This is a genomic window from Amphritea atlantica, assembly GCA_024397875.1.
In the GTDB taxonomy this organism is placed as follows: domain Bacteria; phylum Pseudomonadota; class Gammaproteobacteria; order Pseudomonadales; family Balneatricaceae; genus Amphritea; species Amphritea atlantica_B.
On record CP073344.1, the window covers coordinates 4095367 to 4108111 of the forward strand.

Genomic DNA, 12745 nt, shown 5'->3' on the forward strand with positions numbered 1-12745 from the left:
CATGATCAGCAGGCAATTTTCTCTCCCCGGCAGCATCGCTGTGACAGCGCTAGCCATCGCTGTATCAGCGACAGCGGCGGCAGACCATAGTCAGTTGCAGCCAGGAGAGGAGTTGCCAGGTGGCAGCACAACCCACCATAAGCGGCTGAATATCAATGCCTTCTCCCAGAGTTCGGCGAATATGAGCTTTGAGAATGAACTGAACTTTAAGCTGGGTAACGGCATCTTCAAGAAGATATGGGTACCGTCCCCATCATCGACTACCGCCAGCGATGGCCTCGGACCGCTCTATAACGCCCGCGCCTGTCAGCGCTGTCATATTAAAGACGGCCGGGGTCATCCTCCTGCAGCGAACTGGCCGGAGGACAACGCCGTATCGATGTTCCTGCGCCTGAGCATCCCGCCGCAGAATGAAGCGCAGCGACAACTGCTCGAGAGTGGCAGGGCCGGTGCCATTCCGGAACCGACCTACGGTGGCCAGCTGCAGGATCTGGCGATCAACGGACTGTCCGGTGAGGGCCGGATGGTGATCAACTATACCGAAACCACGGTTTCCCTGGCCGACGGCACTCAGGTCAGCCTGCGGCAGCCTGAATACAGCATAGCCAGCCTCAGTTACGGTCCGTTACACCCTCAGACAATGCTCTCTCCCCGGATTGCTCCGCCGATGGTCGGGCTGGGATTACTGGAAGCCATTGCTGCAGCCGATATTGACGCACTGGCTGATCCGGAGGATCTCAATAATGATGGGATTTCAGGCCGGACCAACCGGGTCTGGAACAGTCTGACCGGGCAACAGGATCTGGGCCGGTTTGGCTGGAAAGCCGGTAACCCGACGCTGATCCAACAGGCAGCGGGGGCTTTCAGTGGCGATATGGGAATCTCCACCCCCTTCGCTCCCGCAGCAGCGGGAGATTGTACGGCACAACAGGCCGACTGTCTGAGACAGCCCGATGGTAATACCACGCTGCAAGATAATGCCGAAGCTTCCGAAGAGATGGTTAAACTGGTGGAATTTTACAGCCGCAACCTGGCACCTCCGGCCCGGCCCGACTTTGCCAGGCTTCAGGTATTGAAGGGTAAAGCGGTATTTCACCAGAGTGGCTGCGCTACCTGCCATCAGCCCAGCTTCACTACCGCCGCACGCACCGACATGCCGGAACAATCAAAGCAACTGATCTGGCCCTATACCGACCTGCTGCTGCACGATATGGGCAGCGGACTGGCCGATCACCGGCCTGAGTTCCTCGCCAGCGGCAGCGAATGGCGAACTCCCCCCTTGTGGGGAATCGGGCTGACCCAAACCGTAAACGGACACACCTATTTCCTTCATGACGGCAGAGCCAGAAACCTGCTCGAAGCGATTCTGTGGCACGGAGGCGAGGCCACAGCCTCCCGGGATCAGGTTATCAACCTGCCTGCCGCAGAGCGTACCGCCTTAATAACTTTCCTGGAGTCACTATGAATTCTGTCTCTAAGCCCCTGTGGCCGGTACTGCTGGGCATCTCTCTGATGCTCACTACCTTCGGCATACTCCATGCAGCGCCCTCGGCGCAGCAATGGCAATCACTTAACCACAGCCTGGTAGAGGAGCATATACTGCCTCGCTACCAGGCACTACAGAACAGCAGTGCCCGGCTTGCAGCCAGTTCCACAGTCCTGTGTCGCCAGCCGGATCCCCGGCAGCTTAAGCAAGTGCAAAGCGATTACCATCAGACCATGGATGCCTGGCAGGCGGTGCAACATATCCAGTTTGGCCCGATTGAAACCCTGATGCGTAATTTCAGTATGCAGTTCTGGCCAGACCGGAAAAATCTGATCGGCAAACAGCTTAATCTGCTACTGCAGCAGCAGGATCCGCAAACCCTGTCGACCGGCTATCTGTACAAAGCCAGTATCGGCGTAAAAGGGCTGCCCGCCCTGGAACGTCTGCTGTTTGACAGCACGCTATCTGACTTTGAAAACAACAGCTACCGGTGTCATCTGAGTCAGACTATCGCCGCCTATATTGCCGAAAACAGCCAGGCAACGCTGGCTGAATGGAACGCTGACTATCGTCACTCAATCGCCACGGCTGGCAGCGAAGCGAGCTACTATGAAAGCCATCAGGAAGCCTCCGTCGATATGATGAAGTCACTGGTGGAACCGGTTGAGGCGATCCGGGACCAGAAAATCCTCCGACCATTAAACGAGGGTGACCAGGTACGGCCCCGTCGCCTGGAATCGTGGCGCAGCCAGCGCTCTTTGCGCAACATACAGCTCAATATTGCCAGCCTCAAAGACCTTTATTCCGGCACCACCCACAGCGTCGACAGCCTGTTGCGGGAACAGGGCAGAGCGCCTCAGGCATATAATATCAGCAGCCTGTTCAACACGATTGAACAGCAGCTCAAGGCCGTGCAGACACCGCTGGTGACCCACCTGCCGCAAGCCGAAACCGTCAAACGGTTACGCCAGATAAGCGACACACTACAGCAACTGGATGGTGAACTGAGTGCAGAGATGATAACACTGGACATTCAACTGGGGTTTAACAGCCGTGATGGAGATTAATCGCCGCCGTTTCTGCCAGCTGTTGGGCAGTGCCGTGTTGCTACCCCGGCTCACACTGGCCGCGAGTGCCGGTGATAACAGCACGAAACCGATGTTTGCTGCGGCCGCCAAAGGCAGAGACGGACAATACCACCTCTACCTCATCAGCCAGCAGTCGCAGGTGCTGCTGGATCATATTCTGCCGGGGCGGGCTCACCATACCGAGCCACACCCGCAGCGGCCACTGCTTGCCTGCATTGCGCGACGGCCGGGCAGTTTCATCGATATTGTCGACTACCAGGCGCAACGGCTGGTAAAGCGAATTATTGCCGGCAGCGGACGACATTTTTTTGGCCATGGGATTTTTTCCCATGACGGGCGCTGGCTCATCACCACTGAAAATGAAATCAGTAGCGGTCAGGGCCGGATTGTTATCCGCTCACTTGAGGACAACTATTCGATCATTGCCGACTACCCCAGCTATGGCATCGGCCCCCACGAGCTGATTCAGCAACCGGACAGTGAAGTGCTAACGGTCGCCAACGGTGGAATTCTTACCCATCCGGATCACGGCAGGGAGAAGCTCAATCTGGAGACAATGCAACCTTCGCTGATGCGCTTGAATCTGCACACCGGTGAACGGCTGGAACAACAGGTACTGCCCGCAGAGCTGCACCAGTTGAGCATCCGGCATATCGATACCAACCGGCAGGGGACAACCGTGATCGCGCTGCAGCATCAGGGCGATGCTGGTCAAAACCTGCCGCTGGTTGCGGTGCACCGCTCCGGCCAGGCGATTCAGCTGCTGTCCGCCCCGGAGCCGGTTAACCGGGCAATGAAGGGTTACTGCGGCAGTGCCCGATTTGATGACAGCGGCCGTTTCGCCGCTGTTTCAGCCCCCAGAGGGGATCTGATCTCCTTCTGGGATCTGCAGGATAATCACTTCATATCCTCTGTCAGAAGCCCCGATGGCTGCGGCCTGACAGCCACGCACAACACCGCAGAGTTTATCATCAGCGCCGGCACCGGACGCTGTATCCGCCACAACATCCTCAGCGGAGAAACAACCCGCATGCCACTAACGCTTAAAACTGCCTGGGACAACCACCTGACAAGCGTCAGTTTGTGACCACCAGATAAATCACTACTTACAGTACCGACCCGATCCCCGTAACCCGGCCAGAAGTACGCTTCTGTGCCTTTACGGGCAACTTTTAACATCCAAAATTAAGGATAAATCATGAAAACAACGGCTCTGGCATCACTGATTGCAGCAACAATCGCTGTCACTCCATCGGTACAGGCAACCGAGATGGAAACTGAACTAACTGCGCTGAAACAGCGAATTGCCCTGCTCGAATCCCAGCTGAGTGACACCACGGCCAGGCAATCCAGTGGTGAAAATAATCGTAATCCGGTTAACATCAGTGGCAGCGCCGACTTTCTGGCAACGGCTTCCCGGCTGGCAGACGGCAGCAGTGAAAACGATCTAGATGTCGACAGCCTGGAACTGACTGTAGACGCGGCAGTTAATGAGTACATGGCGCTTTCAACCACGCTCAAGTATGAGGATGATGGAGAAGATCAGGATCTGTTCGTCGATGAAGCCATTGTCACTATCGCTGCTGACGGGAACCCATGGTCACTGATTGCAGGACGTACTGCGATTCCATTCGCGGTCATCAACGGCAATGCCTGGTCTGATCCCCTGACCAATGACCTGACCGATAATACCGATGATCTGCTGCTGGTTGGCTTCAGCCAGGGAATGTTCAGCGCTGCAAGCTATCTGTTTAAGGGCCAGAACGATGAGAGCAAAGTCGAAAATCTGGGGCTCAATGCCGCGCTGACATTTGATAACGGTTTTGCTCTGGGCGCCGGTTATATTAACAATATTCGCAATACCGATCCGTTTCAGGCCGATAGCCTGTCCAGCGACGAAAAAGTCGATGCGTCACGCCTCAATCTCAGTTATGAGGCAGAGGCCCTGGCGTTATCCGCTGAATACCTGAGAACCGGCAGCTTCAAAGAGCTAACAGGCGGCGCGGAAGTGTCGGCCTGGCATGTCAGTGCCGATTACGCAACCGGGCTGCTGGGCGCTCCGGGCAACCTGTCACTGGGCTACAGTCACACCGATGGCGCTGAACTACTGACCGATGCCGGAGATAATCTGCTTGCCCACTCCCGGATTACTCTGGGGGCATCCCGGGAGGTGCATGATAATGCCGAACTGATTGTTGAACTGGTCAGGGAGGAAGATTACGCCGGTGATGACACGGATACACTGAATCTTGTTTTATCCACCCGTTTCTAAGCGATAATGAAGTAACTGCCCGGCACCTATAGGCCGGGCAGCCGTCTATTCAGGCTCTTCCGACAGTCCCATAACCTCCAGCAACCATTCCCGGAAAATACGCATACCGTAGGTCAGCTGACGATCTTTCGGGTAGACCAGATAGAACGCTTTTCCGGTTAGCAGTTCGGCTTCAACCGGTACCACGAGCTGTCCATATTGCAGTTCACGGCTGATCAGCGACTTATCTGACAGTGCGACACCCAGCCCTTCCAGGGCCGCCCCCAGCGCCAGCTGGGTACTGGAGAATGACAACCCTTTTTCCTCTCCGGTCATGGAGATTCCGGCCTTTTGCAGTAAGCGCTGCCACTCATTGCGCCGGCTGGTGACATGAATCAGCGTCTGCTTCCTCAGATCAGCCAGGGTTTCAATCTGATGCTCTTCCAGTTTGCGAGGACTGCACACAGGCACCACCACCGAACGGTGTACCAGTCGTACCTCGATATCATCATCGTCGGGCGGATCACCAAAATAGACCGCCATATCCAGATCGGAATGATCAAAGTCGATCCGGTTCACAGATCCGGTACTCAGGCGCAGCTCCACATCCGGATAAAGCGCCTGAAAATCTTTGATCCTTGGCATCAGCCAGCGACTCAGAAAAGCGGGGGGCGCCTCAAAGGTCAACGAGCTGGTGTTAGGCGCAGAGATCAGGCGACGGGTGGCCGCATCCAGTTCATCCAGGGCGTGTGAAACCGCAACCAGATACTTTTCTCCGGCGACGGTGATCTGCACCTGCCTCTTTTCACGGTGAAACAGCTTTAACCCCAGATACTCCTCAAGGGCTTTAATCTGGTGACTGACTGCAGAGGGTGTCACATACAGCTCTTCAGCAGCTTGGTTGAAACTGCCAAGTCGTGCAGCCGATTCAAAACTGCGCAGAGCATTCAAAGGGGGTAAGCGTCTGATACACACCTCAATAAGTGAATTTATTTCACATTTAAGCTGAAATTCTATCGTTTGTTTTATAACCACCGCGACCTTAGTATAACCATCAACGAAACAATGATCCAACCGCAAGACACTGTAGATCATAGCTTAATCTGAAAACCTCCAGATATGCCGCTTAAATCCAGTCAGGTTGATCCATTTAACGACATAACGGTTTAATGAATTATTTTGGTGCATAGCATGAACACAAACGCGCATGGTATTAAGCTTGACGAATTTGGTATGGTTGATACCGCTTACTATGTAAGACAGGGTCAGCTGGCACGTAACGAATATTTTGCACAGCAGCTAACTGCGCTGGGCGCCTGGCTAAAAAATCTGCCAAAGAAACGCCAGAAACAGAGTTTTAACAGCACTCGTTCATTCGGGACCGTATAGGTCTAAACGAGACTCCTTTAGGCCACTCTTTAGTGGCCTTTTTTTTACCTCGAATAACTTCCGACAGAGACAAAAAAGGGCCGCAAGCGGCCCCTACAGATCTGAATATACGATTTTACTATTGCATAACAATCGGATTCTCATCCCGATCAAAAATCAGATATCGCGACAGATCCTCACCCATTTTCAGACCATTTGCCATCTGGTTCAGGTAAGGGTCGGCATCTTCTGTTGTCGGGGCAGCACCATTCTCACCGCTTAGTCCGGCGATGATGATGAAGTTCCACTCTTTGGAAATATTATCCGCTTCCGCGACCAACGCTTTAAAAGACTCAATCTCTTCGGGCAGTTTATCCACACACATCACCGGAGAGATAGCGCCATGCTGCTGCTTACGTTGCTTCTTAGGGTTCGATGAACCGCCGTCGGCATTAGCAAAGAGCATCAGTAAACGCTGGGGTTGATCCTGGGATACTGAGATCTCCAGCAGATCGGAAAAATTAGCAATCATTGTTTAACTACCTCGCAAGTTGATGCAATTCAGGTTAACCGGTCTGATAAAAAGCATCTTGATATATATCAGTTTCCCCGCTGCATAACGCAATTCATAAGAGGTAGGACACAACATCAAAACTAAGTTTTGATGTTTTTATTTATCTTCTTCGACGGTAAACACCTCCGTCTGGGGATGAAACGCAAACCAGGCAAACCAAAACAGGTTGGTGCTCACCAGTTCCCTATCTCCCTGCAAGACTTTGCCATCGCGCTGCTCAGCATCATACTCAATCACCACAGACACACTGCCCAGCCGATCCTCCACTACTCCGTTATCCCCCAGCTTTGCGAGCTCAGCAAAAGGATAGGCTTTAGCGATGCCATCCAGCTCAATACCGATGACCCGCTCTTTGGGATGATAAGCCCGACTCATAAACTCAACCGGAAAGAACAGCAACGGGCTTTCATCATATCCACTGTAAGGGTTACGGTTGTAGTCTCTGATCGAGCCGGTGTTACGGGACAGCACCAGCGTCTGAGGATGTTGCTCACGCCATCGATCCCAACGGGTATGGGAAGAGGGCAACTGGGCTAGCGGCTGTCCTTTCATGGGACCTGAAATCGCGTAGTTATGCAGCTGAGACCAGAGCGAGCCTGTCTGACGGTCATATAGCAGCACATCACTGTTATAGAGCAGACCCGAGACGCCGAAAGTTAAACTTTGCTCAGCCACTCTGGCCCGATAGACCACCCCACTGCCGCATAACGGGCAGTAGGTCACCACCACCCCCTCATCGGAAAAGCGATCATTGACGATCTCATGCCAGTTCAAAATTGCGATCGGATACGCTTTAGCTATACCGTTATGCACTACCCCCAACACCCGGCTGCCCGGTTTTAACCAGGCCGCCTGATCCGGCTGCTCAAATACCGGGCGATCAATGGCAGGTATGCCATCTTTAGCGGGGCCTCCCGGCATGATATGTCCCTGATAGAGCAGACTGTCCGACAGATCAAAACCATTCAAGGTACGGGCCGAAACAGCCAGAGGCACCAGCAACAAGGCACATATCCATGCAGTATAAAACCTGCCCCAGGTAAGACCTTTACCAGTCATCACAGACTCCTTCACCTCTACGGATAATCAACTATTAGAATCAAAGTCAGGAGAAAAATTCATATTTCGCCTGAATATGAATAAAGAGAGGCCGTCATAGCGCCCCTATGCTGACGGCCGAATGCATAGAACACAGTGCTGTAGCCCTCAGGCCATCAAGTGACACCAGCCCTTTTACCGTAACTACAAACTGTAAAGTTTAGCTTATATGCTGACCCAAAATAGAGACAAGATAATCACTTGATATATAACGAAATTATTAATACCAAGCCATTAAGCGCCCTCAAAAAGAGACACATACCCCCTATAACAGTCTGTATTGATCAGAAGCAAAGCTGGCCAACCGACCAGGACAGCTATAAGTCATTGTAAATTAATAATATTTATTTATTGGTGTAGTTAATGCTTCACCTGTTGGCGCTGGGGTTATGACTTTAAAACCACCATACCCCGAAGCAGCAAAAATAACCCACCACTGTATATAAAAGTATTTTGGCATGGGCTCTGGTGAGCGAGGGAGCAGACCCTCTTTCAGTGAACGGGAAATCGGAAGGTTAGAAGCGCGCCTCACAAATACGGTGAAGAATCCTCACCTCTACAGAATATTAATACCCAGCCAGCGAAAACGTCCTGGAGGGTCTTGTCTATGTGTTTCTGTGCTGACTAACAGCGATTTTTGATAACGGGTATATGAAGGATGTTTTATATGTTTAAAAAAACGGCTATTTCCACTCTGGTACTTTCTTTGTCCTATCTTCCGGTGAGTTATGCGGTTGATGCTGCTGATGATCAGAAATTTAGTAGCGAAGAACTGTTAATCACAACCCTCACGACTGATGATCTGGCTGCCTTAGAGCAGGCACTGGCTGATGATGCCATGGCACAAGCTGCGCTAGAGGCTGATGCAGCAGCGCAACAGGCCGCCGAAGCAGATGCCGCAGCACAAGCCGCGCTAGAAGCCGATGCAGCTAGCCTTGAAGCGGCTGCCGCAGACACGGCCGCTCAGGCAGCAATTGATGCCGACGCAGAAGCCCAGGCAGCAATTGCAGCCGACGCAGAAGCCCAGGCAGCAGCCGAATTGGATGCTCAGGCAGCAGCAGCGCAAGCAGCCGCTGAAGCGGATCCTACAGATGAAAACCTGGCAACTGCGGCAGAGCTGCAAGCTTTAGCAGATGCAACTGATGCCAATGAGCTGCAAGCGATCGCCGATGCAACCGATGCCGACGCATTACAATCTATAGCCGATGAAACCGATGCAGCTTCGCTGCAGGCGATTGCGGATCAGACTGACGCCGATGCCCTACAGGCAATAGCAGATGAAACCGACGCTGAGCTAATGCAGGCATTAGCTGACGAGACAGATGCTGAGGCACTGCAAACAATTGCAGACCAGACAGATGCTGAAGCGCTGCAAGCGATTGCTGAACTGACAGATGCTGATGCGATTCAAGCCGATATTGATTTAACAGCTGAACTGGTTGGGCAGCTGTCTTCAGAACAGCTCTTTGCAATGAACCGGGCGTTAAATAACGCAGCGAACGGGAAATTAATGCTGGATATTGATGCTGATGACTTACAACGTGTAATTGACGGCAATTTTAATAAGCAGCAGATAAACGCTTTCACCCAGTCATTTGAACAAGAAGCTCGCTTCCTGACGAAAGCGGATAAGTTCACCGCTTTATATGAAGAAAGCGGTGAAGAGCACTTTCTGGATAAGGCCACTGCCATGGAGCAAAAGGGAGCCCTGCAAAAAGCAAAATTTGACGCACGTATTGAAAAGTTTTCTGCGCAATCCGTAGCTGGTGCAAAAAATCAGGCTAAGAAAGCAGCCCAGGAAACCGCAAAAAGTGCTGCTAAAGACTCCGCAAAAACAGTAGCTAAAGGTGAAGCCCAAAAGGCAGCGAAAGCCGCGGCTAAAGAAACCGCCAAGGAAATGGCGAAAGCAACCGCTAAAGAAACGGCTAAAAACGCTGCCAAGAAAGCCGCTCGGGAAAACGCCAAGAAAGCAGCTAAACTCTCTTAACTTTAATCAGGAAACCTATACCAAGTCCCGTAAGCTATAAACGCTACGGGACTTATTTTCAGGTTCCCTCGATACCCGTTTGATAAAAGGATAACCGGCTTATCATGGATAAAGCTAAATCGAATATTTTATGTGCAAGTGCGATGCTGCTAGCCAGCTCACTATCATTTGCGCAGGAAGCCCCTCTCTCACTAACAGCATCAGTTGGTGCTGAATACGATGATAATATCTCTGTCTCCGCACTGGATACAACGACCGGTCAATCTGACGAAGCATTAATTGTCGACTTTTCAGCGGGCTATATGGCCATGAAGAGCGAAACAGCTGAACTCGAGCTGGTCTATGACCTCTACCAAAGTAAGCATAATTCGCTCAGTGACTTTGATTTACAGATCCACACGTTATCAGCGTTTGGATCCAGAGAAGTGGGTGATAAAGATCTGGGCCTTTACTACAGCTATTCAATGGTTGATTTAGGCAGCGAGGAGCTATACGACTCCCATAGCCTTACCCCATCTTTAGGACTCGCATTGGCTGAAGGCTGGTATAACCGTTTTAGCTATAGCCTTGTCGCAAAAGATTTTGCTTCAGCCTCTGGACGTGATGCGACTCAAAACAGTTTATCTGCGGATAACTATTACTTCTTTATGGATAATGCCGCCTATATCACTTTAGGCGCAAGACTGGAACAGGAAGACGCTGACGATAACGAGCTGGATTACCAGGCCCTCTATCTAAAGACCGCTATCTCTATTCCTTTGCATTACAACAATAAAAAGGTAATTGATTTTAAAGGTAAATATGAGCATTACTGGCGGGATTATGACAATACAACTGCCTCGATAGGGAAAAAACGTGATGATAATCAGGACCTGATCGGTCTTGAGTTCATCAAACCGATCAATGAGAACGTTGATGTTGTACTTAATTATGAGTACACAAACACCGAATCTAACCTACCTTCCGTAGATGCCGAGGGTAACGTTATCTCATTAAAAGTCGCTATGGACTTTTAATTCACCGGATAAGGTGAAAATTGACCGCTTTCACGCCCATGCAAGGACCTTCGCAGGATTCAACGTCGACGATGGAAATCATGGGCGCAACTACAAAGTTTGGAGCGTTACTCCTGCTTATCTGCCCCCAGCTTACCCAGGCGCAAATTATTCGCGCCAAAGGGTAACCGCCGGGCATCTTCACTTAGCGCGCAGTGCCAGACTACGCCGATGCGTCAAACCGCAGCTATCTTCGGCGTTGCCGTATAACGAACCGACCTCTTCCCTGACAATCGAACCCGGCCTCAGCGGCGCTTTACGGCTCCAATGGCGATTTCCATGACTCTATCAAGGGTATGTTGCGCTAATCTGCGACACCCGATCAGTTGCATTGCCAGGCGTAGAGAAAGGCGCACAGCTTACTGCGCTGGCAGCAGTAGTGCGAGATGATTCCTGAAGCGATGGTACTTAATTCTCAACCCGTAGCTGAAGGGATTATCAGTATGCTACTGGTAACATCAGACATAATCACAGCGCTATCGACTGGCAAACGGAAAAACCTGCAGCAGCAGATTAAGAAACTGCACTGCCAAAGAATAAAAAAGGGAAAATGAAACAGGAAAAATAAGTTGGTGCAGATGGGGAGACTCGAACTCCCACGCCCTTGCGAGCACTAGCACCTGAAGCTAGCGTGTCTACCAATTCCACCACATCTGCATATCAACTTGTCACGTTTAAGGGCGTCCCCCTGCTATGAACATAGCCAGCTCTTTCGTCGCTCAACCGCCGTTAGCGGTTGGTGCAGATGGGGAGACTCGAACTCCCACGCCCTTGCGAGCACTAGCACCTGAAGCTAGCGTGTCTACCAATTCCACCACATCTGCTCCGAAAGAGGAGCGCATTATAAAGACGACCTTTTCATTTGTGAAGGGTCCGCGGGCACTTTTTTTACTTTTTATTCTCCGGTGAGGCAGTTAGTGAAGCTATCTGCCAGAGATTGCAGATATTTACTGTATCCGCCACGCTCCGCTTCGATCTCAACCGCAAGCGGATCGAGTCGTCCCACGCGGATATCCAGCCCCCGAATAAGGCTATCAACAACCGGCGCCCTGAACTGCGGCTCAACGAAAACACAACGGGCCTGGTTGGTTTCCAGTGCGTTGCGGATCTCGTTCAGCCGACGGGCGCCTGGCTTACGGCCCGGATCAACGGTGAAATACCCCAGCTGCTTTAACTGATAGTGTTCCACAAAGCTACCGAATGCATCGTGAAACACATAGAAACCGGAAGCAGCAACACTTTTCAATTGTTGCTGAAGCTGCTGATCGGTCTGCGCAAGACGGGCGGCAAAATCATCATACGCCTGTTGATAAAGTGCCGCATCTTCAGGATAACGCGCTATCAAGCGGTCTTTAATCTTGTCAGCGGCCGCCAGTGCGCGCTCCGGAGCCATCCAGAAATGGGGATCATCACCGTCATGATGATGCTCCCCGGCATCACTATCGGAGTGCGCCTTATGATCATGCTCCGCTTCATGCTCGCCAGGGTCATCATCATGATCGCTTTCGAGCAGTGCCAGGGCAGGGTGCTCCAGCTGACTAACGGTTTTCGTCAGAAACAGCTCGAGGCCCGGCCCGCCCCAGATAAACAGATCGGCATCATGTATCTGGCCTATCGAGGAGGGTTTGAGAGAGTAATGATGAGGCGAGCTTCCCGACGGTAGCAGCACATCAATATGTGCCAGATCGCCGAGCATATCCGTAGCAATCAGCTGAATGGGCTTAATACTGGTCAGCACCCGGACCTGCCCTGCAGTAACCGTTTGCGTACCGAAAACAGCGACACTAAGCAAAAGCAGAACAATTGTTGAAGATAGTCGGGAAATCATCGGGAGCAGC

General features: G+C 51.9%; 11 protein-coding genes and 2 tRNA genes. 7 read left to right on the forward strand and 6 right to left on the reverse strand.

Annotation, left to right across the window (positions count from 1 at the left end; all coding sequences use genetic code 11):
• Position 1 precedes the first annotated feature (1 nt).
• The 4 genes from KDX31_18825 (at position 2) to KDX31_18840 (ending at position 4846) form a co-directional block, all read left to right on the forward strand.
• Positions 2–1465 (forward strand): c-type cytochrome, encoded by a 1464-nt coding sequence (locus KDX31_18825; protein ID UTW03340.1) that lies wholly within the window; start codon positions 2–4, stop codon positions 1463–1465.
• Entirely contained in the window at positions 1462–2553 is a 1092-nt protein-coding gene (locus tag KDX31_18830; GenBank protein ID UTW03341.1) for an imelysin family protein, read from the forward strand. Before KDX31_18825 ends, KDX31_18830 begins: the two co-directional genes overlap by 4 nt.
• Positions 2543–3661: a DUF1513 domain-containing protein gene (locus tag KDX31_18835; GenBank protein ID UTW05456.1), complete on the forward strand. Its 1119-nt coding sequence runs from the start codon at positions 2543–2545 to the stop codon at positions 3659–3661. The genes KDX31_18830 and KDX31_18835 overlap by 11 nt, the downstream gene beginning before the upstream one ends.
• A gap of 111 nt (positions 3662–3772) precedes the next feature.
• Positions 3773–4846: an LbtU family siderophore porin gene (locus KDX31_18840; protein UTW03342.1), complete on the forward strand. Its 1074-nt coding sequence runs from the start codon at positions 3773–3775 to the stop codon at positions 4844–4846.
• A gap of 45 nt (positions 4847–4891) precedes the next feature.
• Here the strand turns inward: KDX31_18840 and gcvA are convergent, their stop codons facing one another.
• Positions 4892–5920 carry a transcriptional regulator GcvA gene (gene gcvA, locus KDX31_18845; protein UTW03343.1) on the reverse strand — a complete coding sequence of 343 codons (1029 nt, stop codon included), beginning with the start codon at positions 5918–5920 and terminating at the stop codon, positions 4892–4894.
• Positions 5921–6016: 96 nt separating this feature from the next.
• On the opposite strand from gcvA, the gene KDX31_18850 reads away from it, so the two are divergent.
• Positions 6017–6214 carry a hypothetical protein gene (locus tag KDX31_18850; protein UTW03344.1) on the forward strand — a complete coding sequence of 66 codons (198 nt, stop codon included), beginning with the start codon at positions 6017–6019 and terminating at the stop codon, positions 6212–6214.
• A 118-nt stretch (positions 6215–6332) separates the two neighbouring features.
• Here KDX31_18850 and KDX31_18855 read toward each other — a convergent pair whose 3' ends face one another.
• The gene (locus tag KDX31_18855; protein ID UTW03345.1) at positions 6333–6725 is read right to left on the reverse strand and encodes a ribonucleotide reductase subunit alpha; all 393 of its coding nucleotides are present in this window, start codon (positions 6723–6725) and stop codon (positions 6333–6335) included.
• Between the two features lie 138 nt (positions 6726–6863).
• Positions 6864–7826 (reverse strand): DUF3179 domain-containing protein, encoded by a 963-nt coding sequence (locus KDX31_18860; GenBank protein UTW03346.1) that lies wholly within the window; start codon positions 7824–7826, stop codon positions 6864–6866.
• Positions 7827–8523: 697 nt separating this feature from the next.
• Here KDX31_18860 and KDX31_18865 point away from each other — a divergent pair.
• On the forward strand, positions 8524–9852 hold the full coding sequence (locus KDX31_18865; protein UTW03347.1) for a hypothetical protein: 1329 nt from the start codon (positions 8524–8526) through the stop codon (positions 9850–9852).
• Between the two features lie 104 nt (positions 9853–9956).
• On the forward strand, positions 9957–10868 hold the full coding sequence (locus tag KDX31_18870; GenBank protein ID UTW03348.1) for a DUF560 domain-containing protein: 912 nt from the start codon (positions 9957–9959) through the stop codon (positions 10866–10868).
• A gap of 609 nt (positions 10869–11477) precedes the next feature.
• Here KDX31_18870 and KDX31_18875 read toward each other — a convergent pair.
• The 3 genes from KDX31_18875 to znuA all read right to left on the reverse strand — a co-directional run bounded on the left by KDX31_18875 (position 11478) and on the right by znuA (position 12735).
• Positions 11478–11564, reverse strand: a tRNA-Leu gene (locus tag KDX31_18875).
• An 80-nt stretch (positions 11565–11644) separates the two neighbouring features.
• Positions 11645–11731, reverse strand: a tRNA-Leu gene (locus KDX31_18880).
• Positions 11732–11802: 71 nt separating this feature from the next.
• Positions 11803–12735: a zinc ABC transporter substrate-binding protein ZnuA gene (gene znuA / locus KDX31_18885; protein UTW03349.1), complete on the reverse strand. Its 933-nt coding sequence runs from the start codon at positions 12733–12735 to the stop codon at positions 11803–11805.
• Between the last annotated feature and the right edge of the window lie 10 nt (positions 12736–12745).

Excerpts from the sequence above, each read along its gene's own strand:
- KDX31_18830 (UTW03341.1), top strand. The coding sequence starts at position 1,462 with ATGAATTCTGTCTCTAAGCCCCTGTGGCCGGTACTGCTGGGCATCTCT.
- gcvA (UTW03343.1), bottom strand. The coding sequence starts at position 5,920 with ATGATCTACAGTGTCTTGCGGTTGGATCATTGTTTCGTTGATGGTTAT.
- znuA (UTW03349.1), bottom strand. The coding sequence starts at position 12,735 with ATGATTTCCCGACTATCTTCAACAATTGTTCTGCTTTTGCTTAGTGTC.
- KDX31_18870 (UTW03348.1), top strand. The coding sequence starts at position 9,957 with ATGGATAAAGCTAAATCGAATATTTTATGTGCAAGTGCGATGCTGCTA.
- KDX31_18825 (UTW03340.1), top strand. The coding sequence starts at position 2 with ATGATCAGCAGGCAATTTTCTCTCCCCGGCAGCATCGCTGTGACAGCG.
- KDX31_18855 (UTW03345.1), bottom strand. The coding sequence starts at position 6,725 with ATGATTGCTAATTTTTCCGATCTGCTGGAGATCTCAGTATCCCAGGAT.
- KDX31_18865 (UTW03347.1), top strand. The coding sequence starts at position 8,524 with ATGTTTTATATGTTTAAAAAAACGGCTATTTCCACTCTGGTACTTTCT.
- KDX31_18840 (UTW03342.1), top strand. The coding sequence starts at position 3,773 with ATGAAAACAACGGCTCTGGCATCACTGATTGCAGCAACAATCGCTGTC.
- KDX31_18860 (UTW03346.1), bottom strand. The coding sequence starts at position 7,826 with ATGACTGGTAAAGGTCTTACCTGGGGCAGGTTTTATACTGCATGGATA.
- KDX31_18835 (UTW05456.1), top strand. The coding sequence starts at position 2,543 with ATGGAGATTAATCGCCGCCGTTTCTGCCAGCTGTTGGGCAGTGCCGTG.
- KDX31_18850 (UTW03344.1), top strand. The coding sequence starts at position 6,017 with ATGAACACAAACGCGCATGGTATTAAGCTTGACGAATTTGGTATGGTT.